Below are 22,692 nucleotides of genomic sequence, written 5' to 3'. Positions count from 1 at the left end.
ATATACCATTGATTAGTGTTTCAGCTTATCGGCAAGCCAATAAACACTGCGCACGGATGTCTTTGGAAATGCTGTAGTGTGATTCGCCGATTCGATAACCACCGGCTCCAGAGTTAAGTTAGCTAGTTCTTGGTCCTTTAACTCACTAACGAACCTTTCTACCGTAGCGCCCAGCTCCTTCTCTAATTCTCCGTAAGCAATAAATACATTTGTTTGCTTGGGTAGTTCCATCAATGGTTTGTTAGGCTCTGATTCAAGCCGAGAATCCATATAAGTGCCTATCAATCTTGATGGGCTACCGATAATGTAGTTTTGAAAAGTATCCGGTTGGCTTATTAAGGCATAAACCCCAAAGAGCCCCCCGAATGAGTAACCGAAATAAGTACGGTTATCTGGATTCGCGCGGTAATTGCTTTCGATATACTTAATAACGTCATTTCTTATAAAGGCGAGATGCTGATGGGCCTCTCCTTTATAGGTTTTTTTATCTTTATTATCTGAGGGTAATGCTGGCTTAAAGTCCCGATATCGACTCGACCATTCATTTTCATCAGCTGACATATCTTTCTGCCAGCCAATACCCACCAAAATTGCATCTCCCAGTGCGTATTCAGTAGTGGCCGATAGTATTTCAACTGCCCATAAAGCATCTGTATAGTAAATAACCGGATGCTTCTTAGTATCACTCTCCTCGTATTTCTCGGGCAGCTTAATAAACAGCTCGTATTCTCTGTTACTGCTGGAGTCTTGAATGGGTATTACTTGGATTGTGGATAGCTCCAGGGCCTTATGCTCACCTGCTTCAAGGGCAGCGATAGGCAGCAACAGGAGAAAGGCGACTAGTAAACGCTTTTTCATATCAGTATTTATACCGTTACATGTGATCGGAGAAGCGCTCAATCTAAACAAGGAGCCAGTGAAACGCCTGAAATGCTCCTGATTTTTGGATGACTTTACGCTGCTGGCATAAAGTTCTTATTTATCAATGGGTTACAAGGCACGCTTTAGATGTAATCAGGGTTTATGCTAGTATCGACGGCAAAAATTCAGCTCAAATTTTGTTCAGGTAGATACATCAATGGCTTTACAATATTGGGTGGGTGACTTCTTTATCGATTTATCCAGAAACCAGATCACCCGAAGTGAGCAATCGCAAACTATCCCCCCAAAAGCCCTTGCCGTCTTAACCCACTTGGCAAAGCATCAGCGAAAAGTGGTGAGCCAGGATGAGCTACTATCTGAAGTCTGGCCCGATACAATAGTTACACCAAATACGCTGCAAAGAAGTATTGCGCAACTTAGAAAAGCCTTGGGCGAGGATCGAAAGCAGCAATCTTATATTAGAACTCACGCCAAACAGGGTTATAGCCTGGAATGCGATATTGTTTGGCAAGATGATGATTCTATTCCACAAGATAAGACAGCACCGAGAGAGGAAGCTCCCTCCCCTTCTTCCCCTAGGCCTGAAATAGATATAAAACCGGTTAATCCAAGCCACCAAACCCAGACTATCAAACCAAATCGATTTCCAATCTTTGCACTTGTCGGGTTGGTATTATTAGTATTTGTTATATTTAAATACTCTCCGCCCGAGCAAAACTCTCAGCTTGTATTTGATCGAATACAGGCAGTAACCGCAACTGACCGCAAAGAATTTGGCCCCTCTTATTCGCCAGATGGTGAATATATTATTTTTAATCGTTATCTAGATAAGCTCTGTGTTAATAAAATATGGGCCAGAAATATTCATACCCAGAAGGAGACGGAATTAACTCCAGAATGGGGTACTTATGGCCGCCATACACTATCACCAGATGGCAAGAAACTGGTATTTATTTCCGAAGAAGACTGCACCATACCGCTAACCCAGAATACCTGTTACAACCTTGTAAGCCTGGATTTTCAAAAGGCATTAGTCAGCCCACAGCAGCCAAATGTATTAATGCGCTGTAAGAACTCGGCCATTAAGAACCCCGTATGGTTAAATAACAATAATCTCGCTATTTTGCATAAAGAGACTAACCGTTGGCGGTTGATCAACTATTCGGTCAGGGATAATACCAGTCGAGTCCTTTATGATCTGGAGAATGGAAATCTGGCCTACTTTGATTACTCAATCACTGATGGATTAATAGCTGTAACCAGCCATCACCAAGATGGCCAGCTTTATATCGATATGCTGGATTCCAAAGGGGCGCTTTTATCCAGCCACCCGATTGACTATCCAGATGAAATATCTCAACACAGAGCCATTTCCCCTAACTTTTCACCGATGGAGGATGAGTTAATCTTTAGTACAGGACGACGCCTCTTCTCTCTCACTTATGATGGCAAGGTCAGTAAAATTCAGTTGCCTTTGGACCAGTCCGCTAGCTCACCAGATTTTCATCCTAATGGACAGAGAGCACTGGTTATTAAGGGGCAATACGATAGTGACATTGCCTCAATTCCCCTTAGCCAGCCTGGAGTAATCGATACACCTTCAGAAGAAGATGTCAGCAAACTCTATCCAAGTACCTCACGATCGATTTCCGGGGAGGATGACGGCATTTTCCAACCCGGAGGTGACTTGATTGCATTTACTTCCAGGCGCTCTGGTGAAGATCAGGTATGGGTAACCGATGGCCATAATTTACAGCAGCTTTCCCAGTTTCCAATTGATACCAATATCTACGGTATCAATTGGTCTGCAGATGGACAAAGCATTCTGGCCAATGCCAATAACAAACTCAATAAAATTTTCCTGGATGGACGTGTAGAAGGCTTTCCGCTAGAAGCGCCTGTTGACCAGCTCTTCCAGTGGGATAGTGTTGATAATTCTGCGTTGTTATCTTTGACAATTAAAGGGGTAACAAAATTTTCGGAGGTAGACCTGGATACCCTTGAGCCCAGGTTTATTATCGATAAACCAATTAACTGGGCACAGAGAAGTGAGAATGGCCAGTTGATCTATATGGATCATATGAACCGATTCTGGCAGCCCGGCCCTGCAGAAGATCAACTCATCGATAAGCTGTATTTACAAGGTGGTGAAAAACGATTCGTTATCAAAGATAACATAATCTACTCAATTAACCCCGAAAATCAACTGTGGTCTTTTAACCTTGCTACTCGTGATTTCAACCTGATTAAAGAAATGCACAAAGACATTGATTATCTAACAGATATCAATCAAGAAAACTTGCTTATTTCCTATGTTGTTGCAGCAAAAAAAGAGGTCGCCGAGCTTATCTTAAGATAATAAAATAATTATTTCATTCTTCCTGAAGAAACAGGAAAACTTCCTGCAAGCCACTTGAATACTCTACTTCAGTTGACTGCAACTTAATATTTTTAAGAAGCATTACAAACTGATCAACCAACTCCATATAGAACTGGCCTGATTAGATAGACTATGCCGTGAGGTGGGGCAGCACCCCACTTTGCGCTGGGTGAACTGCACGAAATATCGATGTGATCCTCAATTTCAGACTGCATCACTCTGACCCCATCATTTTTATTCCACCAGTCTATTTGCCCCTAAAAATACTAAAAAGAAACGGCATGTAAATCTGACAACTGCCTGGAATCAACTAAAACCATACAGCTTGCAGCCACAACACAAACCCGACCTTTGAGTCATTAAATTTCAAACTGCTTAATCCATACATTTCACATTCTAAAAAAACACTCCTACAACTCGCCCTGGTGAAATTTATTCGCTTACTGAAACCGGCACTGCGTATTAGCGGGTAGAAATTTCTTTGAATAATTAACAAAAAATTCTTTCGGATGATTTATATGTCATGGTAGCATTTCGCAACTTTCGGATCTTACTTGTAATTTAAATGGATTTAATAGCATGTACCAAAATTTATTCGAGCAGAAGATCGTTGAACTGAAGTCTAGCGGGCAATACAGAGAATTTTCTTGTATTAATAGAGTGAGCGGCGACTACCCAAATGCTCTACTGGGATCAAGAAAAAATTCTGACCCTGTAGTTGTTTGGTGCAGTAACGATTACCTGGGAATGTCTCAAAATCCTCAAGTTACAAGCGCAATGAAAAGCGCTGTCGATCTTCATGGTGCCGGCTCTGGGGGCTCCCGAAATATTGGCGGGACACACAAATATTACATTTCGCTAGAAAAATCTTTAGCAGACTGGCATGGTAAGGATGCCGCTCTGGTTTTCCCGACTGGCTATAGCTCCAACGATGCCACCCTTCAATGCTTACTAAGACTATTTCCAGACTGCGTGGTTTTTTCTGATGAAAAGAATCACGCATCCATTATAAATGGCATCAGAAGCACAAATGTTGAGCGGCACATTTTCAAACACAATGACTGTGATCATTTGGAAAGCCTGCTCAAAGATCAACCTAAAGGTAGATTCAAAGTTATTGTATTTGAGTCTATTTACTCTATGGATGGAGATGAGGCACCAATACAGGAAATTGTTAATTTATCCAAGAAATATAATTGCTTCACTTATCTAGACGAAGTACATGCCATAGGGATGTATGGCCCAAGAGGTTCTGGGATTGCAGACAGAGATTATTTGTCAAATGAAATAGACATTATTCAAGGAACCATGGCAAAAGGGATAGGTGTAATTGGTGGCTACATAACTGGTGATTCAAAAACTATTGACTTGATCCGATCATTTGCATCAGGCTTTATCTTTACCACCTCCCTACCCCCAGCCGTTGTGTCTGCCTGCCTGGCAAGCGTTGATCATTTGAAATCAAATGACAAAGAGCGAACTGCCCTGCACAAAAAAACCGATGAATTACGCAATTCACTTAAAATCGAAGGGATACCCATCATGGGATGCAGCACAACTCATATCATCCCGGTTCTTATTGGAGATGCAAAGAAGTGCAAGGAAGCCGCCAGGATATTACTCGAAGAGTATAAAATATACATTCAACCAATTAACTCTCCCACAGTACCCCTTGGAACGGAGCGGTTTAGAATCAACGCCACACCAAACCATACCAGTGATCAAATTAAATTTTTATCCCAATCAATTAGGGAAGTCTTTAACAGGCTATCAATTCCTTTAGAGATCGGCCACCCCTTAAACAGGGACAATGCAGCCTAGGTTTACTTAGAAGTACACGGACATCCTCCTGCGCACGTCAATGTGTGGGAGGATCAGCAACCCTTAAGCACAGGCGTACCTGTCAAATCTATTTTTAAGACCGCTTATCGTACAATTCACACCCTCTAAGCAACCAACAGTTGAAAAAATTAAAGAGTGCAGCTCCACTGCCTGGATTATGTATGATTGAAACAATCCATCAAAACAGCTTTTTACTTTCACAAATTTTGATTTCCATTGCAATATTATTTGATATCTTATCCTTTCAATTCAAGGCTCGAAAGAAAATACTGTTATGCCTGGTCATAGCTGGAATCTTTATCTCAACTCATTTTCTTTTGCTGGGCAATATAACCGCATCGCTTTTAATGGCTGTTGCTGTAATCAGGTATGCATCCAGTTATTTTTATGCGTCCACCAAACTATGCTCACTTTTCCTGATAATTTCTCTTGCCGTAATGATCTCCACCTTTTCAGGCATCTTAAGCATATTAAGCTTTTTAGGGTCTTCGTTTCAAACCATGGGTGCATTCTCCAAAAATGACAAAAGATTAAGAGAGTTGATGCTGATAGGAACATCTATATGGCTGATACATAATTTTATGGCTGGTTCTCCTGGGGCGGTAATTATGGAAGTTATATTTCTAAGCAGTAATATCATCGGGTATTACCGATATTACATTCTCAAAAGCCCAATAAAAAACCAGGAGTAGCACAAAGAAGTACTTGTATAGTTCCAAGATAGACTTTTTTGCTGCGCACTGAGGCACAACTAATGATGCATGATTTGACCTATATTGATGTAAAGGAGTATTTCAAATGCCGCAAGCGTGAAATAAGTTTCTTTCTTAAATATAAATCCTGAATATCAACAATGTGAGTATGATCGCTAGCTATTCAAAGCTAATTGAATAGCTACCTAAATAGCTTCATAAGTTGTTCAACTACCCACATATGGAGCTGGCTGTGATTAGATCGACTATGCCATGCTGCAATAACTTCAAACTTTGGGGGTTGGGTATCCAGATTGAGAGGAATAACTTTCTTGTTTGGTAGTAACCTGGAGGGGTAAAAAGCTATTGTGTCAGTTGCGGCAATGATATCTGGTGCGGCTGAAAAGCAAGGTACAGACATAACAATATTACGTTTCAGCCCCTGCAGTGCAAACCATTCATCATGAGAACCCCTCAGGTTTGCCCGTGAAGGTGAAATAATCAATTGAGGATGCTCGGCTACATCAGCCAAGGTTAATGATTTACCCTTCAAAGGGGATTTTTTTCCTGCAATACAGACATGCTGCTCCTCGAATAACAGTTTGTACGGCAGGTTATCCGGGATAAAATCCGGGAAGGTGAGCGCTAGATCAATTTCGCCAGCTACCATTAACTGATTCAGGTTATCTGTTTCAAAATCCCTGACAATGACTTTCAGTTCCGGGGCTGATTTACGTACTATCTCTAGCAGCTGGGGTAATACCGATTGAATGGCGTAATCAGTGGCACTGATACTAAAAATGCCTTTATAGGTTGCCGGATCAAAAGATATTGGGGTTAGTAAAGACTCTATATCTTTCAATATGCTGCTAATCCTGCCGCCCAGCTGTTCGGCAATAGGGGTGGGCACCATGCCGTTGCCTTGCCTAATGAACAGCCGGTCATCAAATACTTCTCTCAATTTGCGCAGCTGCTCACTGATCGCTTGCTGAGTTAGTCCCACCTTTTCGGCTACCCGCGATAGATTCCTCTCTTGCAGCAGCGCTTCCAATATACGTAGCTGCTTCAGATCCAGCCGGCTTATACCATTCATAGTTGTAACCTAGACAAAGAGTAGTTGTTTCTAATTGTATCCTTGAGTATCTAATATTCCCACCATCGTAAGACACAGCCAAATCTGGCTAGGGCTATTCAGTAACTCAAGTAGTTACTTTACTAATTATCTGGAGATAGATATGAGCCAACCCGCTAAACACTTCGCTCCGCAAGCGTCCTATAAATTGTTTATTGGTGGTGAATGGGTTGATAGCAAATCGGGGCGTACGATTGACAGCCTCAACCCTGCTACAGGCGAATTACTGACTCGTATTCCCTCGGCTGATACAAGTGATGTAGATGCCGCAGTCAATGCGGCTGAAAAGGCGTTCCCTACCTGGAAGCGCACATCTGCTATAGAGCGGCAAGATGCACTGCTCAAGATTGCTGACATGCTTGAGACAAAGAAAGAGTTTTTTGCCCACTTAGAGGCACAGGAAACCGGTAAACCAATCCGCGAAACATCGAATATTGATATCCCCCTGGCTATCGATCATTTCCGCTATTTCGCTGGTGTTATCCGCTCCCACAGCGACGAAGCAGTGATGATTGATGATCAAACCATGAGTTTGGTATTCAGCGAGCCAATGGGAGTAGTCGGTCAAGTAATCCCATGGAACTACCCTCTGCTGATGGCCGCCTGGAAGATTGCACCGGCAATCGCCACCGGTAACACCTTAGTGATTAAACCATCCGAGATGACCTCATCTACCTTGCTGGAACTCACCAAGATTTTCAAAGACGTACTGCCCGATGGTGTAGTAAATGTCGTCACCGGCATAGGGCCAGAAGCGGGCCAGGCCTTACTGGATCACCCGAAAGTCGCGAAGCTGGCCTTCACCGGGTCTACCGGCATCGGCTATAACGTGGCCAAAGCTGCGGCTGATAAATTAGTGCCGGCAACTCTGGAGCTGGGCGGTAAATCAGCCAACATTGTATTCCCCGACACAAACTGGGAAAAAGCCCTGGAGGGCGGAGCCCTGTCTATCCTGCTGAACCAGGGACAGGTCTGTGAATCTGGTGCCCGCCTCTTTGTTCACGAAGACATTGTCGACCGTTTTACCACTGAGCTAAAGGCCAAGTTTGAAGCCGTGAATGTCGGCGACCCGATGGACCCCAGCACACAAATGGGTAGCCAGGTTAGTGAAGCGCAAATGAACCGTATTCTCGGTTACATAGATATTGCCAAAGAAGAAGGTGCAAAGATCCTTACCGGCGGTAAGCGGCTACAAAAACCGGGATTGGAAAAGGGTTTTTACATTGAACCGACAATCATTACCCATGCCGACAACGCTATGAAAGTCGCACAGGAAGAAATCTTTGGCCCAGTTGTGGTAGTGATTCCTTTCTCCTCTGAGGAGGAAGTTATAGCGATGGCCAACCAATCCGATTACGGCTTGGCAGGTGCTGTATGGACCCAGGATATCAACCGTGCACTGCGCGTTGCACGAGCGGTAGAAACTGGCCGCATGTGGGTGAATACCTACCACGAACTACCGGCCCATGCACCGTTCGGCGGTTACAAGAAATCCGGTATCGGGCGCGAAACCCATAAGTCGATGATCGATGCCTATACCCAGAAGAAGAATATCTTCATCAGCCTTAATGAAAAGCCCTACGGTCTTTTTTAAACCTCACTGCAATAAGCTTTTAGCAGGAAAGTAGTTATGAAAAACGAAGCACTATTCAGTGAAATCAACCTGGGCCCTTACACCCTGAAAAACCGCATTGTTCTGCCGCCGCTTACCCGGTCGCGCAGTACTCAGCCCGGCAATATCGCTAATGACCTGATGGCCGACTACTACGCGCAGCGCGCTGGTGCTGGCTTTATGGTCACCGAGGGCACGCAAATCGAACCCAGGGGGCAGGGCTACGCCTGGACCCCCGGAATTTATTCACAGGACCAAATCGAGGGCTGGAAAAAAGTGACCAAAGCCGTCCATGACCAGGACGGTATTATCTTTGCTCAGCTTTGGCATGTAGGACGTGTATCCCACACCTCTCTGCAGCCCGGTGGCGAAGCACCGGTTGCGCCATCGGCAATCCCTGCAGATGCAGTTAAGGTATTTATCGAAACAGACCCAGGTGAAGGCGCTTTGGCTGATCCCAGTGCGCCCCGCGCATTAACGACAGCGGAAGTTAAGGAACTGGTTCAGCTCTATGCCCAGGCGGCACGTAATGCTTTGGAAGCAGGTTTCGACGGCGTTGAGCTGCACTGTGCCAACGGTTATCTTGTGAACCAGTTTATTTCCGAGCATACCAATCAGCGCGACGACGAGTACGGTGGTAGCCTGGAGAACCGGCTGCGCTTCCTCAAAGAAATTGTTACGGCAGTGTCAAAGGAGGTAGGCAGCAACCGACTCGGCGTTCGATTTGCACCGCTGTTTGAAAGTACCGATGAAGACCGTGTTTACCTCGGGCTGGTAGAAAGCGATCCGCACACAACCTACATCGAGGCTATTAAGCTGCTAAGCGAAGCGGGTATTGCCTATCTTTCACTGGCGGAGGCGGATTGGGATAACGCACCGGATTTACCCGAGAATTTCTACCAGGAAGTACGGGAAATCTTTGACGGGCGCATCATGTATGCGGGCAAGTATTCCCCAAAGAAAGCCTTGCGGGTACTGCAGGCAGGTAACGGAGATATCTTTGGTTTTGGCCGCCCTTTCATTGCCAACCCGGACCTTCCTGCGCGTATCCGCAATGAATGGCCGCTCAATCAGGTTGATCCGGCAACTATGTATGGCGGTACCGATGAAGGCTATACCGATTACCCTATCTACGAACCATAATTTTTAGTAGCTCTTTGACAGGATGTCATAAAAAAGCCCCAGCAATTGCAGGTTACTGGGGCTTTAAACTTATTCGTAAAACCTCTTAAATTGTTGAGGCGATTATTAAAAACTAAAAGTCCACTCGGGAATCCAGTTCAAAGCCCAGGTCTCCAGGACTTTATCAAAGCCGCTCAACACCATAATCCCAAGCAACAAAAGTATGGCACCAAGTGCTACTTTACCGCCAACAGCAAAAGCACCAACTGATGGTGATAAGCGACTATAGATTTTCCGCGATAGTCCCCCAGCCACCAGTAACGCCGCACCAGTACCCAGCCCGAAAGAAAACATCACCATAAATGACTGGCCTAGCTGCTGACCCATGGAAGCAAGCGCGATTGCTGCACCTAGGGTGGGACCTACACAGGGCAACCAAATTATTCCTGTGAGGAAGCCGATACCAAACTGCCCGGCCCAGGCGCCATCGCCAGTAATGCTCGCCCCTGCGGTGACTTTCGACAAACGCAGAGTCACCCAGTCAGAAAGTGGTTTAATCAGCAGAATAAGGGCAACGGCCACAAGCAGGATTGCCGCAATATAACGAAATAGCTCTGGGTCCAGCCCTAAAGAGACCAGCAGAAAACTGAGCACTGTTCCAGCCAGGGCAAATGACAAGCTAAGCCCTATGGCAAGCGCATAAGGCCCCCAGCGTCCTGCACTGCTGGAAGCGCCAACCACCATTGGCACCAGCGGCCAAACACAGGGCGATAGAATGCTGAGTGTGCCTGCAATCAGGGCCAGGGGGATAGCACCGAGTTCAAGCATTTTTGCTACAAGCCTTCACTGAATCGAAGATATTCTGGTGGATTACATCGGCACGTGTTTCGGCAACACTAAACCAAACCTGCTCTTCTCCACGGTAGAGCAGCAGAGTCGACTGTCTGGGCGCGCGGAAATGCTTTACCCACTTTTTCTGTTGGTCGAAATTCACATTCAGGATTGTCAGGCCACACTGAGGATTGTCCTTCTGGAACTGCGCCAGAATCTTCCCCTGCTTTTTACATGTGGGGCACCAATCAGCCCGCACATCAATCAATACAGGTCGCTTGGCAGCCTGCAGCTCCATAAAACGCTCTTTTGAGAAAGGCTCTCCGGCGGAAACATGGGGGACGATGAAAAGGAGGGAAGTTACAAGCAAGGTGCGTAGGAATAAGTGAAGAACTTTCATGCGAATCATATCCTCAGTATAAAAATGCACACCCCAGTGGAAAGGTGAAATTGGGTGCATTGCAACCTTAGTCGGAGTAGGCCGTTAATTATTACACTCTATGAGGAGAAATTTCATGGGGCATACTCTCTTTGTTGTTACTTTATAGTGCCCTCACCTTTACCATGGCTTCGCTATTGACCTGTGCTGTATCCGAGTAAATTCCGGGTTAATTATATCTCTGTAAGCGAAGTGACTCAAAACCAGGCTTTCGTCATTTCGAAAGCTTCGCCTGATTATTCAGGCGGGAAGTAGAATCTGCTGGACTTAGAAATTAACGGCAAGGCCATTAGCCTGTTTTGAATTTATTGAAAGGTGGATATACAACGCTGAATTATCCCGTTTTTATTTCCTGCCAATCTTTTTATGTATTACCACGAGTATCAGTGGAATAACCAGCCAACCCAGAGACCAAACCACAGGACTGATGAAAGCCAGACCAATGGTAAGTACTGCGACAGCCGGTTCAGTAGTGGCGCTCTTGAATACATTATCTTTTTCTTTCTGAGTCAAGGATGCATTGGCGAATCCTCTCTTGCGAGCATACTGCCAACCTGCAAGCCCGATAAAACCAGACAGGGCAAGGCATACACTCTGACCGACGGTAGAGGAGAGACTGACTAACTTGGGATCACTAATCGCAAAGTAGAGATAAAAACACACGACCACCTGCTGCAATAACACCAGTGAAGTATGAATATTATTGGATTGCTCAACAGGCCCAAGTAATTTATGCGTCAGGTTCCACTGTACAAGTGTTAATCCGACAGCAATAAATAGGCGAAAAATTTCCTGGGAATTTTCCAGTAAAAGGCTTAGAAGTCCAAATTCAAGCTTTGTCCAAGCCATATCTTCTCCCGAAGGGAGATATAAAACGAAGTTGACGAATAGAAGGGCATAAGCAACATCAACAAAGTTTTCAAGTCGCCGTAGGCGACTATGTCTTATTGCAATCGTTCCGGTATCTATATGGCGCATAAAGAGGCCCAGGCTTTTAGCCACAGTGAATCTCGTTATAGCAGACACCGAACACTACATGGGCACTGGGAATCGACTGAGAGTCAATAATCCTGACACCCTCCTGAGATAATAAATGCTTTATTTTCAATAAGTTATATTATTTTTCTAACGTCTCCCCCTTTTTATGTAGATGAGATAAACAAAATGGCTGCCCCCTTCATTGCTCCCACCCAGATTTTAGCTTGAGGAAAGCAGTACAATTAGTGAACTATTTGGTACCGCTACCAACTTTATTGCACTAAAAGGTAAAAATCAGGCTCAGGCGGATAATAACTAGACATATCGAGCAAGGATCAAACAGCACATTTCTAATAATCGATTGACTTCAAAAGGAATCTACATAAGATCCTACGAAATTATCCCGGATAAAGAAGTAACCATTTACGTGGTTATCAGGTTATAGAGCTTGGTGAGTAGCCCTCCTTACAAGACACCTACTTTTTCAGGATTAAGCTAATACAGTTTTAACAGCCAGAAGAAAAAATGAACAAGATTTTTACCATTATTGCACTTTCTCTTGTTACCGCTTCCTGCATGAAGTTGGAAGTAAAACCGGGCAGAGTGATTGGGGATACCGTTGATGCCGGTAAAGAGGCTTACCAGAGCATAAAAAGAAGCCGGAACGGCGAAGAGGAGCGTGACTTCAGCCATAAAATCAGCTTTGACCCAGCAATCTCTAACGCAGTCAATATCACTAACTGCAAAAAGGAAATGATGGAGATTATCTCTGCTACCGACCTCACAGTATCCAAGGTACTTACTGAATCCTCTGAAGTTACAGGCGAAGATGAAAATAAAATTGTTCAGTGTGCGGTTAAAGCTGTAGTAAGCAAAAACGCTTAATTACTTTTAGCCTGCCGACTGAGTATACAGCCTCAAGAATGGTTATTCTGGGGCTGTAATCTTAAGTCAAATTCAGTTAAATCCTTTACTTAGAAAAAAACACTGGTGAAAACCAATATTACTGCGCATATAAGTTACTTCACAATGTTCACCTCCCAGGGGGAGAAATAGAATGACAAAATACTTGGCAATTATCCTTGCCCTTTACTCCACCCTACTTCCTCCATCATTGCACGCAAACAGCCCTGGTAAAGAAATAGACCATCTGATTAATTTTGTATCCTCCTCTGAATGTACCTTTATCCGCAATGACAGCGAGTACAGTAGTTCGGATGCTGTGAAACATATGAATAAAAAATATCAATATTTCTCAAGCAAAATCTATAGTGCCGAAGAATTTATCGAGCTGAGTGCCACTAAAAGCACCTTTAGTGGCAAGCCTTACCATATCAAGTGCAAAAATCAACCTGCGCAAAAATCTCAAAGCTGGCTTTTAAATGAGCTGGCTCGGTATCGTGAAGCTGTGAGATTAGAGGCCGAAAACACTCAGCCAGCAGAAGAAAATAAGCAAAAGGGATAGCGATTTCCCTAACCCATCCCTCTTGAGGGACCCAACTAAAGCGTTGCTTTGAATGGTAAATCAATATTACCCAGCAACCATAAGAAATGGGGTAATTATGGAAAGTGAGTTACTTTCACTTCGTGCCGAACTGGCCCTGCTGGAGCAGGACAACCGTCGTCGTCTGGAGACCTTTGAACGGCGCCTATCAGCACTTGAAGGCCAACTTCAACGAGGTAGTGTAGACCGGGAGAAAGCCCTGCTTGAAGACGCTGCTGAGCTGGAAGATGAGCTGGCCCTTCTTATGGGCACACATCCTGAGGCCACCAAGGCCCCTGCGCAAACCCAACCCTCAGCCATATCATCTACAGCGGTATCATCATCTACATCGCTAGAATCTAAGTCCCCCGAACCCAAGCCTCACCCTCAAAGAGAAAATAAGCCACCAGTATCCTCAGAATGGTTGCAGGAGGGATTGTCTAACGTTTTGGCGCCGGCTCTGGAACCTCTCAATCGGGTCTGGGAACCCCTTGCGGGCTTTTATCGTCACTATCAACGTCAGGGCAAGGCACCGGTATTCTTTATGACTGCTACCGGTATCCTGGCACTGGTGTTTGGCTTTGCCTACTTATTGCAGTTCTCTTTTAACGCCTACCTGGGACCGGCGGGTAAAGTTACTCTGGGCTTTTTGGTCGCTGCGGCGACAACCTTTGGTGGAGTTACTTTTACCCGGCGTATGCCGCATATGGCAGATTACGGTTCCGGGCTAATTGCCCTCGGGGTGATTCTTCTCTACCTATGTGGATACTTTACAGGGCCCTACTATCAGCTGGTACCGATTCCAGTTGGGGTTGGCCTATTGGTGGTAACGACAGGCCTATCGTATTTGCTCGCCCTGTTGTTTCAAACCCGGGTAGTGTCCATGGTTACCCTACTCGGCGGGGCTACCATGCCTTTGGTTGCCAATCATTTCGACCCCTCGGCGGTTATCTATCTCAGCTATCTATTGGCACTCGCTCTCGCCATGCTGCACCTGTCCAGGCAAATACGCTGGCCGCAGCTTGCGATGGTAACCATGGCACTGAGCGCCGGTATGTTTGAGTTTTCAATCTCAAACCTGGATGAGACAGCTGCTACCTGGGGGCCATTGCTGATATTACATGGCTTCTTTTATGGCTTTGCCCACTATGCCTTGCGAGGAATAAGCACTGAGGAAATAGAATCCAAGGGCCTGGAGCCAAGGCGTTTAGTCATTATTGCCGCGAACCTGGTGCTGTTTCTCCACATCAGCTGGGCCTTGGCCCCGAGCAGTACGGCCGTGGGCATTGTATGGCTGCTCAATCTTCTGCCCTGGATCGCCCTCGCGCTCTATTCCCGCAGGCTATTTGGTTACAGCACCACCAGTGATTCCGCCCGTGTAGTCCAGAACATGGCCTTGTTGCACGGTGGATTGCTGGCGGGCCTGGCAATCCTGGCGCTATGCAGCCCGGCTTTGCTGGGGATCGTGTGGTGCCTTGAAGGGCTGTTACTGATTTTTCTTGGTGCGCGCTTTGGTTTTATCAATGTACGCAGTGAGGGTTACATCGCCCTTGCCGCCGCAGGCCTGACCATGTTGTGGCAGGCATTGGCCTGGGTAGGAAATGGAATTGTTCCCGCTCCATTGCTGCTGTCTTTAAATGCAGATGCGGGTTGGGGGAACTGGCTGGCACTTTGCGCTGCAACCTTTGCCCTTACCCTATTGTTGCGGCATTGTGCTGACCAAATCAGCCTAAAGGAACGCTATTTAGCCGCTCTTGCGGACAATACTTTTGGACTGCTTTTATCGGCAAGCTTCCTGTTGTCAGTTGGTATATTCTGGCCCCAGGGCATGTGGCTACTTGCCCTGCTGCCAATGGGTTATTTGATCTGGCGCGGCCAGCGCACTGGATCGGCATTTAGTGAATGGTTGGGGCTCAGCCATTTCCTACTGCTGTTTATCCCCCTTTTGGCGAGTGCGTCGATTGTGGGTAACTTCCATTTCTACGATCAAATCCCTTATGGCAAAATTGCCAGTGTGGAGGCCTTTCTCACTTTATGGGGGCTTACAGCGCTATACCAGCGCCTGAATATGCAATCCAGCGGCTTCTCCCTGGCACTCAATTTACGCAAACTGTTTTATGCCCTGTTACCAGTATTTTTTCTGCCGACAGTACTCCACAAAGCCAGTGATTACTTCCCTATCGCCGTGTGGTTATCCTGTGCTATCGCCCTATTCTTATACACACGCCTGCGGTTGGAGTTATTGAAGCAGGAATTGCGTATTTTGATTACAGGCGCGAGCCTTGTGGCAATATTTGGCTGTGCACTGCGAGAGTTTGGGGACTGGCAAGGGTTGGCCATGGGTGGGCTGCTCTTGGGGTTGGTATCATTAGCAGCGCTTTTGTGGGTTGGACAGGGATTGCAGCGAAAGCCAATTGGCCGAGACTGGCAGTTAGCCCTGCACCAGGCGCTTAAACCTATCTTCCCTCTGGCTTTTTACTACCTCGCGGCAACGCTATTTATTATCAGCTACGCCCTGAGCAGGGATTTCGGCCTGGCCCTATTGCTTAGCCAACTTTATTTCGCCGGACTGTATATTTTTAAACCCAGGCTGGCACCACTACGCAACCAGCTTACACCGTTTTATATGCTCAGCCTGCGCCTGTTCGAGTTTCTTACATTACTACAAGTTGCTGCAGTAATTGCCAACTCCAACAAAGCACCAATATTGGGGCTTTATAACTTGATTGCATTAGGTATTGCTTCATTGCTGGTATACCGACACTTCCTCGCTAATAGAGCCGTTTGGCCCGGCCGTAGGCTGTTTAATCTATGGGTGCTGCACCTCACTGCAATCCCGGTTTATATCGCCCTGCTGGCACAGTTACTCGAAACCATGTGGCTACCGGCAATATCATTTGCCCTGGTAGTACATGCAACTCTGTTACTGTTCCAGACCCTGAAACCAGATACCAAGAAATTACTGAAGCTTTCACTGCTTTTATTTGGCGTGGCCGCGCTGAAGATCGTACTGTGGGATATGCAGGATTTTTCTCTGGTACAGAAAATTGTAGTCTGTATGTTAGTGGGGCTGTGTATGCTGGGGGCAGCGTTTCAGTATCAGAAATTCTTACCCCGGAACAGGCTGCCTCAATAGGCGGCCTATCAAACGGTAGCAGCATCGGGATGCCTGATACTCACAGTCTCCCGATTGCTTACTTGCCACGCAAAAAGCAGTACCTTGAGAATCAACAGAAAATATCGTCAGAAATGCCTGAAGCAATAATCTCATAGCCAAAGAATGAATATCCCTTTAGATTTCAACAGTATTTCCAATCAACTACCCACTAAAAGCCTGATTAGAGGTAAAAACTACTTCCGAAATGGCTACGTTGAGAAATTTATTGTTTCCCAGGGTGGTAAAATCATCACTGGGAGGGTAAGCGGTTCTTATGCAAATCACTACAAACAGTATATAGAGGTAACTGAAAACCCGGTCTCGGGGGCATTTGAAATTGATGGCGAGTGTTCCTGTCCAGTTGGATATAACTGCAAACATGTAGCCGCAGTACTGATGGCAGTTATCAATAAGAATCAAGAGACATCCAAGCAGACGTTAAAAGGGACAAGCTGGGATAATTGGCAGAAAAACGTTGCAGAAAAACAGCGTGAAGTCGTATTGGACTCTCCATCACAGAGAGACCTGCTATACACCCTGGATTGGGATGATCGATACCCTTCCGCACAAGCCAGAATTAACGTTTATTCAGCCCGACCACTTAAAAAAGGCGGCTATGGTAAGCCTCAGCGCGAGTACTTCCATATCAACAGCAGCCTTGCCATATCAAAAATTGACCAGAAAATTTTTGGCCTTCAACAACTGCTTTCACAATCTTTCTTCAGGAAAACCATATCTGGAGAGGAAGGTGCGCTTCTGTTGAGAAACCTGCTAGATAGTGGGCGCTTCTTCAGCGATATCGATTCTCTAACCCCGATTCGTAGGGGGGAAGCGGTCAAACTGGAACTCAGCTGGGAAGAAAGCAAGAACGATGCACAGCTGCAATTAGATGTGCCAGACCTCCCCAACGGCTGGAAGCTGATACCCACCGAACCACCTTGTTATTTTTCCCCTCACGAAAACATCATTGGCCCCATCATAAGCCCATTGGGTGGTGAAGCTCTAAATGACTTCACAACTATGCCTGCCATTTCTAAAAATGAAATGGGCAATGCTATTACCTTTCTTAATAACCACTATGGCAGTGAACATTTACCCACTCCAAAATCACTGCCTATTATACCAGTGAATGACGTTTTACGACCGGGCTTAATTCTTAAATCAACTCCCATCCCGGGAGGGATTGAAAGTATTCATACCGCCAGTTTTCATATTCAATATGGCCCGGTAATAATCCACACAGAGGAAATTCTTACAGAGAATCGCCCAGAAAATAATATCTACTCCCAACAAGACAAGCTTTATAGAGTAGAGAGGGATTTTCATCACGAAGCGGCTGTACTGAAAGATCTCATGCAATGGCAGTGGAGTTTGGGTGCTAATGAAGCCGGTGAGCCCACTCTGTTCTTCGATGATGGTGAAACCAATCAAACGCCTGTAGAGCGCTGGCACGATTTCCTCAACGAGGGTATCCCAAGACTTGAAGAAGCTGGCTGGATCATTCAATTCGAAGATGGCTTTTCTCTAAAAGTACACGAGATTGAAGATTGGGAGTGGCAAACAGAACAATCTTTCAATGACTGGTTTTCCCTGAGTGCAACCGTAGATATTGAAGGTCAGCCCATTCATCTGGCTCCGCTGTTATTGCAATATTTGGAATCGGGATATACGGCCACCGATGAAGAAGACATTTTAGTTCCTCTCGGCTCAGACCAGTATATCCGTCTACCCAGTGCACTGTTCCGCAACTTATATGCCGTTTTAGAAGAGTGGTATGACAGTGAATCCCAAAGTTTCAAGGTACCCAAGTTCGCGGTGCCGGAGCTGCCTAATGCCGATTCAGCCTGGCAGGACAATAAAGATCTAAATGTCCTGGCTAAAAACCTGCAAAAGGGCCCGCAGAGTGTAAAGCCTCCTAGAGCCCTGAGGGCACAGTTGCGTCCTTACCAGCAAACCGGTTTTGATTGGCTGCAACACTTGCGCAAACTCAATATGAACGGCATCCTTGCCGACGATATGGGCCTGGGTAAAACCTTGCAGGGATTGGCTCATATTCTCAAAGAAAAAGAGAGCCGGCGCCTGATAAACCCCGCTTTGGTGGTTGTACCAACCAGCTTAGTGGGTAACTGGCTTAACGAAGCCCAGCGCTTTGCCCCAACATTAAAAGCACTATTACTTCACGGCAGTGATCGGCATGAGGATTTCCCGCTCATTCCAGAATCTGATCTGATTATAACCACCTACCCGCTAATAGTGCGGGATAGTGAAATATTAAAAAAATATAACTTTCATCTTTTGATTCTCGATGAAGCCCAGGTGATTAAAAATCCCAAATCAAAAGCGGCACAATTACTCCGCACCCTCACGGCTCAGCACAAGGTATGCCTGACCGGAACACCGCTGGAAAACCACTTGGGCGAGTTATGGGCACTGTTTGACTACCTGATGCCCGGCTTTCTACACAGCCAGAAAAGGTTTAACGGCCTTTATCGCAACCCTATTGAGAAACAAGCCAATGAAAATAAACAGCAGACTTTAAATCAGAGAATCGCTCCATTTATTTTACGCCGAACCAAACAGGAAGTTGCCACAGAACTGCCCCCTAAGACAGAAATCATACAGCGGGTTACTCTCGATACCGCCCAAGCCGCACTCTACGAAACCGTGCGCTCGGCGATGGAAAAGCGAGTAAGGGACCTGATGAAAAAGAAAGGGCTCAACCGATCTCATATCGAGATGCTGGATGCCCTATTAAAACTGCGACAAATTTGCTGTGACCCCGGACTGGTCAAACTAGAGAAGGCAAAAAAAGTTAAGCAATCAGCCAAGCTGGAAGCACTGATGGATATGCTCCCGGAAATGGTAGAGGAAGGCCGCAAGATACTTTTATTCTCCCAGTTCACCGAGATGCTCGGCAAGATTGAAACTGCCCTGGAAGAACAGGCAATACCCTATGTAAAACTGACCGGGCGCACGCGCAAGCGCCAGGAAGCGATCGACGCCTTCCAGATGGGCGATATTCCCGTATTCCTGATCAGCCTTAAAGCTGGTGGCGTCGGCTTAAATCTAACTGCTGCCGATACGGTTATACACTACGATCCCTGGTGGAATCCCGCAGTAGAAAACCAGGCTACCGACCGCGCATACCGAATCGGCCAGGACAAACCGGTCTTTGTGTATAAATTTATCTGTGAGAATACCGTCGAAGAAAAAATCATCAATATGCAAGCGCACAAGCAGGCTCTAGCCGATGCGATTTACAGTAAAGATGGCAAAAAAGTGGCCATGGATTCAGAGCAATGGCTGTCATTATTTGGGGAGTAAATTATTCTGTGAGGGCTCCAGTGGGGCCTTTACCTTCCCCTCTATGGACTGATCCAATCGAAAACCTCAATTGCCCTCCTTAACGTCCCTCCCCGCCAAATAGTTAAACAATCTGCCAATTTCAGGTAGCATCACCGTCGTATAAAGGTAAGAAAAGAGTGCTAAGCCAAGCGGTAGGTAGCCTTAGCCTTCCTTACACCAGCTGAACAGCCATTGGAGGGAATGTGTCAGCGATAGAACTCACTCAGAGCAAAAATTTTGGCTTCCTCGCCGAACACGATGCCCTTTTTGTCCAGCTGGCCTCCTCCGCCGAGCGCGCCCTCTACAGTGCCCCCAATACCACCCTGATCAAACTGCGCCAGCTGGGCGAAGCTCTCGCTCAACATATAGCCACTATCAGTGGGGTAGCGTTTGATGAACAAACCACACAGATGAAGCTAGTGGATAGGCTGGCAAGGGAGCTCAGCTTTTCACCCGAGGTGAGGGATCTGTTTCGCACCTTGCGCGTTGAGGGCAATCGGGCCACTCATCAGTTCCAGACTAAACACAAAGAAGCCATAGACTGCCTGCGCGTAGCCCGGACCCTAGCCGTTTGGTTTCACCGCGCCTTTGACCGCAAGGGTGCAACATTCAAAGCCGGCCCCTTCGTTCCCCCTAGCGACCCCAGTGAGAACCTACGTGAGCTGCATACTGAAATTGAGCAACTCCGCTTCGAACTGAAAGAGGCCAGCGTACAGCTGGACTCCAGCCAAAAACTCAACGATTTGATCGCCCAAGAGAAATCCGATTACGAATCCCTGGCCCTAGCTATGGATGAGGAGGCCCACACCAATGCCGCCCAGGCCTCCGCTCACGAACAAGCGCTACAAGACACCAAGCGTGACTACGAAGATAAAATCCAGGCATTACAGAAACAGTTGGCCGATAGCGAAGCCAAGGTAAAGTCGGCCCAGCGGCAAGAGGTCACGCAGAAAACCAAGGCCGCCAGCCAGAAGATAGTTCTCACCGAAGACCTAACCCGCATCCTGATCGACCAACAACTCACCGATGCCGGCTGGGAGGTAACCACCAAGGAGTTAACCTATGCAAAGGGAATAGAAAACTCTAGTGCCAGGTTATTACCTAAAGGTACAGTGTGTTTCTCTAGAGATATTTCTGTTGGCTTCACAACTATTATGGGCAAAGAAATGTCCACGACCCAACACTTTGCCAACTGGATTTGTAGAAACAGGCTAAATAATAAATATTTAATGTATGCCTTGATGGCCGCCAAAGAGCACATTACGATCTCTGGGCAGGGGACTACTGTAAAAACTATATATATGCCTGCCTTAAAAGAATTTCGTATTCTTACACCACCATATCGAGAGCAAAAAAAATCGTTCAACGGGTAGAACAACTCTTCACCTACGCCGATAAAATCGAACAGCAGGTCAATAGCGCTCTGGCCAAGATGGAGCAACTCAGTCAGTCGATTCAGGCCAAGGCGTTTAGCGGGGAGCTGACCGAGCAGTGGCGCCGCGACAACCCGGATCGGATTAGTGGCGACAACAGCGCCGCCGCCCTGCTGGAGCGAATCCAGGCCGAGCACGCCGCCGCCAAACCAGCGCCGCAAAATCGCAGCCGCTTAACCGGCAGAAAAACAAAAATACCCCCGGCGGCTCCCTGCCGGGCACACCACAAGGAAGTGTTATGGAGTTAAAGCTGCGCAAAAGCGTGTTTGAGATACTGCGCGAATACCGCGAGCAACTACTGACCGCCCGCCAGATCGCGGAAAAAATCTTGCAATTCCACCCCGAAGCCTGCGCAGAAAAACTGGCCCGCAGCAAATCGCTCAACAGCCAGAGCGAGCTGATCCAACAAATCGCCGCCGAGATCGGCGCATCCTGCCCACGCCTGCAAAAAATCCATCCACAGATTAAAACCCTGGAAACCCGGCCGCGCAAATTCTATTACAGCGAAGCCAGCGCCACCGAGGAGATTGCCCTCGCGGAATCCGCATCGACAAGCGATGCTAAAAATTCCCCACCCCGCAAAAAGCCCAGCGAGGCCCAGCTCTACCCTTTGCTTAACGAATATCTCCATGCCGAGTTAAACCTATACAGCAAGCGTATCGACGAAAAGCGAAGCTCCAATAACAAGGGCCCCAATGGCAACCGCTGGCTCTATCCGGATATTGTCGCCCTGGAGGACCTCACCGACGGCTGGGATACAGAGATCCTCACCTGCGCCAGCCAATACGCCGATAAACGCACCCGCCTCTGGTCCTTCGAGGTCAAGTGCCGGCTCAACCGCGCCAATAGCCGCGAGTGCTTTTTCCAGGCCCTGTCCAACTCCTCCTGGGCCAACCTCGGCTATCTGGTGGCCGCCGAAATTGAAGGCAGCGACACCCTAAAAGAACTGCGCCTGCTCTGCGCCGCCCACGGTATCGGCTTAATGCTTCTGGATGCCGAAAACCCGGCGGAAAGCCAAATCCTGATCCCCGCCCGCGAGCGCGCGGCCATCGACTGGGATATCGCCAACCGTCTGGCAGAAGAGAACAAAGACTTCCTCGCCTACATCAAGAATATTCGCCACTTCTACCAAACCGGCGACCTACGCCACTCGGATTGGCAAGCCACTGGCGACGAGAAACAGCGCTTAAGGCCATGATTAATGCAGGCCTTTTAAGAAGTTAACGAATCAGACTTTTAACGAACTAATGAACTCGATACCGGGGAAGCTTGTAGAACCATGAGAAAATTTTCCATCTCGAAGCCTACAAGAGAACATCTTGAAAAGATTCTCTTAAATGTTAGCTATCTATATTTAACTTTAG

At 46.7% G+C, this 22,692-nt stretch carries 17 protein-coding genes; 12 read left to right on the top strand and 5 right to left on the bottom strand.

Annotated features, from left to right (window positions below):
- Positions 1-12 precede the first annotated feature (12 nt).
- Positions 13-858 carry an alpha/beta hydrolase gene (locus tag GL2_RS10050; protein WP_143730528.1) on the bottom strand — a complete coding sequence of 282 codons (846 nt, stop codon included), beginning with the start codon at positions 856-858 and terminating at the stop codon, positions 13-15.
- A gap of 220 nt (positions 859-1,078) precedes the next feature.
- On the opposite strand from GL2_RS10050, the gene GL2_RS10045 reads away from it, so the two are divergent.
- From GL2_RS10045 to GL2_RS10035, 3 genes are all read left to right on the top strand, one after another.
- Positions 1,079-3,241 (top strand): winged helix-turn-helix domain-containing protein, encoded by a 2,163-nt coding sequence (locus GL2_RS10045; protein WP_143730527.1) that lies wholly within the window; start codon positions 1,079-1,081, stop codon positions 3,239-3,241.
- A 600-nt stretch (positions 3,242-3,841) separates the two neighbouring features.
- On the top strand, positions 3,842-5,083 hold the full coding sequence (gene hemA / locus GL2_RS10040) for a 5-aminolevulinate synthase (RefSeq protein ID WP_143730526.1): 1,242 nt from the start codon (positions 3,842-3,844) through the stop codon (positions 5,081-5,083).
- Between the two features lie 182 nt (positions 5,084-5,265).
- On the top strand, positions 5,266-5,796 hold the full coding sequence (locus GL2_RS10035; RefSeq protein WP_143730525.1) for a YgjV family protein: 531 nt from the start codon (positions 5,266-5,268) through the stop codon (positions 5,794-5,796).
- 202 nt (positions 5,797-5,998) lie between these two features.
- Here the strand turns inward: GL2_RS10035 and GL2_RS10030 are convergent, their stop codons facing one another.
- Positions 5,999-6,889: a LysR family transcriptional regulator gene (locus GL2_RS10030; RefSeq protein ID WP_143730524.1), complete on the bottom strand. Its 891-nt coding sequence runs from the start codon at positions 6,887-6,889 to the stop codon at positions 5,999-6,001.
- 142 nt (positions 6,890-7,031) lie between these two features.
- Between GL2_RS10030 and GL2_RS10025 the strand changes: the two genes are divergently transcribed.
- Together GL2_RS10025 and GL2_RS10020 are read left to right on the top strand one after the other, a co-directional pair.
- Positions 7,032-8,522 (top strand): aldehyde dehydrogenase family protein, encoded by a 1,491-nt coding sequence (locus GL2_RS10025; protein WP_143730523.1) that lies wholly within the window; start codon positions 7,032-7,034, stop codon positions 8,520-8,522.
- A gap of 36 nt (positions 8,523-8,558) precedes the next feature.
- The gene (locus tag GL2_RS10020) at positions 8,559-9,683 is read left to right on the top strand and encodes an alkene reductase (RefSeq protein WP_143730522.1); all 1,125 of its coding nucleotides are present in this window, start codon (positions 8,559-8,561) and stop codon (positions 9,681-9,683) included.
- Positions 9,684-9,788: 105 nt separating this feature from the next.
- Here the strand turns inward: GL2_RS10020 and GL2_RS10015 are convergent, their stop codons facing one another.
- The 3 genes from GL2_RS10015 to GL2_RS10005 all read right to left on the bottom strand — a co-directional run bounded on the left by GL2_RS10015 (position 9,789) and on the right by GL2_RS10005 (position 11,934).
- On the bottom strand, positions 9,789-10,490 hold the full coding sequence (locus GL2_RS10015) for a cytochrome c biogenesis CcdA family protein (protein ID WP_143730521.1): 702 nt from the start codon (positions 10,488-10,490) through the stop codon (positions 9,789-9,791).
- Positions 10,483-10,893, bottom strand: a complete 411-nt coding sequence (locus tag GL2_RS10010; RefSeq protein WP_143730520.1) for a thioredoxin family protein — start codon at positions 10,891-10,893, stop codon at positions 10,483-10,485. The genes GL2_RS10015 and GL2_RS10010 overlap by 8 nt, the downstream gene beginning before the upstream one ends.
- 384 nt (positions 10,894-11,277) lie before the next feature.
- Positions 11,278-11,934, bottom strand: a complete 657-nt coding sequence (locus GL2_RS10005) for a hypothetical protein (RefSeq protein WP_143730519.1) — start codon at positions 11,932-11,934, stop codon at positions 11,278-11,280.
- 501 nt (positions 11,935-12,435) lie between these two features.
- Here GL2_RS10005 and GL2_RS10000 point away from each other — a divergent pair.
- The 7 genes from GL2_RS10000 to GL2_RS09970 all read left to right on the top strand — a co-directional run bounded on the left by GL2_RS10000 (position 12,436) and on the right by GL2_RS09970 (position 22,526).
- Positions 12,436-12,795: a hypothetical protein gene (locus GL2_RS10000; protein ID WP_143730518.1), complete on the top strand. Its 360-nt coding sequence runs from the start codon at positions 12,436-12,438 to the stop codon at positions 12,793-12,795.
- 172 nt (positions 12,796-12,967) lie between these two features.
- Complete coding sequence (locus GL2_RS09995; RefSeq protein ID WP_143730517.1) at positions 12,968-13,375, top strand: DUF5329 domain-containing protein; 408 nt, start codon at positions 12,968-12,970, stop codon at positions 13,373-13,375.
- Between the two features lie 97 nt (positions 13,376-13,472).
- Positions 13,473-16,529 (top strand): DUF2339 domain-containing protein, encoded by a 3,057-nt coding sequence (locus GL2_RS09990; RefSeq protein ID WP_172621107.1) that lies wholly within the window; start codon positions 13,473-13,475, stop codon positions 16,527-16,529.
- Positions 16,530-16,673: 144 nt separating this feature from the next.
- Positions 16,674-19,874 (top strand): DEAD/DEAH box helicase, encoded by a 3,201-nt coding sequence (locus GL2_RS09985; RefSeq protein WP_143730515.1) that lies wholly within the window; start codon positions 16,674-16,676, stop codon positions 19,872-19,874.
- Positions 19,875-20,098: 224 nt separating this feature from the next.
- The gene (locus GL2_RS09980) at positions 20,099-21,268 is read left to right on the top strand and encodes a restriction endonuclease subunit S (protein ID WP_143730514.1); all 1,170 of its coding nucleotides are present in this window, start codon (positions 20,099-20,101) and stop codon (positions 21,266-21,268) included.
- A 59-nt stretch (positions 21,269-21,327) separates the two neighbouring features.
- A complete protein-coding gene (locus GL2_RS09975; protein ID WP_143730513.1) occupies positions 21,328-21,576 on the top strand; it encodes a hypothetical protein in 249 nt (82 codons plus the stop codon).
- Entirely contained in the window at positions 21,567-22,526 is a 960-nt protein-coding gene (locus tag GL2_RS09970; RefSeq protein WP_143730512.1) for a COG2958 family protein, read from the top strand. The genes GL2_RS09975 and GL2_RS09970 overlap by 10 nt, the downstream gene beginning before the upstream one ends.
- The last annotated feature ends 166 nt before the right edge of the window (positions 22,527-22,692 follow it).

The organism is Microbulbifer sp. GL-2, assembly GCF_007183175.1.
Lineage (GTDB): Bacteria > Pseudomonadota > Gammaproteobacteria > Pseudomonadales > Cellvibrionaceae > Microbulbifer.
Note: the sequence above shows the minus strand (reverse complement) of the source record. Positions and strands in the feature narration are given on the sequence as shown.

Excerpts from the sequence above, each read along its gene's own strand:
- GL2_RS10050 (WP_143730528.1), bottom strand. The coding sequence starts at position 858 with ATGAAAAAGCGTTTACTAGTCGCCTTTCTCCTGTTGCTGCCTATCGCT.
- GL2_RS10045 (WP_143730527.1), top strand. The coding sequence starts at position 1,079 with ATGGCTTTACAATATTGGGTGGGTGACTTCTTTATCGATTTATCCAGA.
- hemA (WP_143730526.1), top strand. The coding sequence starts at position 3,842 with ATGTACCAAAATTTATTCGAGCAGAAGATCGTTGAACTGAAGTCTAGC.
- GL2_RS10035 (WP_143730525.1), top strand. The coding sequence starts at position 5,266 with ATGATTGAAACAATCCATCAAAACAGCTTTTTACTTTCACAAATTTTG.
- GL2_RS10030 (WP_143730524.1), bottom strand. The coding sequence starts at position 6,889 with ATGAATGGTATAAGCCGGCTGGATCTGAAGCAGCTACGTATATTGGAA.
- GL2_RS10025 (WP_143730523.1), top strand. The coding sequence starts at position 7,032 with ATGAGCCAACCCGCTAAACACTTCGCTCCGCAAGCGTCCTATAAATTG.
- GL2_RS10020 (WP_143730522.1), top strand. The coding sequence starts at position 8,559 with ATGAAAAACGAAGCACTATTCAGTGAAATCAACCTGGGCCCTTACACC.
- GL2_RS10015 (WP_143730521.1), bottom strand. The coding sequence starts at position 10,490 with ATGCTTGAACTCGGTGCTATCCCCCTGGCCCTGATTGCAGGCACACTC.
- GL2_RS10010 (WP_143730520.1), bottom strand. The coding sequence starts at position 10,893 with ATGAAAGTTCTTCACTTATTCCTACGCACCTTGCTTGTAACTTCCCTC.
- GL2_RS10000 (WP_143730518.1), top strand. The coding sequence starts at position 12,436 with ATGAACAAGATTTTTACCATTATTGCACTTTCTCTTGTTACCGCTTCC.
- GL2_RS09995 (WP_143730517.1), top strand. The coding sequence starts at position 12,968 with ATGACAAAATACTTGGCAATTATCCTTGCCCTTTACTCCACCCTACTT.
- GL2_RS09990 (WP_172621107.1), top strand. The coding sequence starts at position 13,473 with ATGGAAAGTGAGTTACTTTCACTTCGTGCCGAACTGGCCCTGCTGGAG.
- GL2_RS09985 (WP_143730515.1), top strand. The coding sequence starts at position 16,674 with ATGAATATCCCTTTAGATTTCAACAGTATTTCCAATCAACTACCCACT.
- GL2_RS09975 (WP_143730513.1), top strand. The coding sequence starts at position 21,328 with ATGGAGCAACTCAGTCAGTCGATTCAGGCCAAGGCGTTTAGCGGGGAG.
- GL2_RS09970 (WP_143730512.1), top strand. The coding sequence starts at position 21,567 with ATGGAGTTAAAGCTGCGCAAAAGCGTGTTTGAGATACTGCGCGAATAC.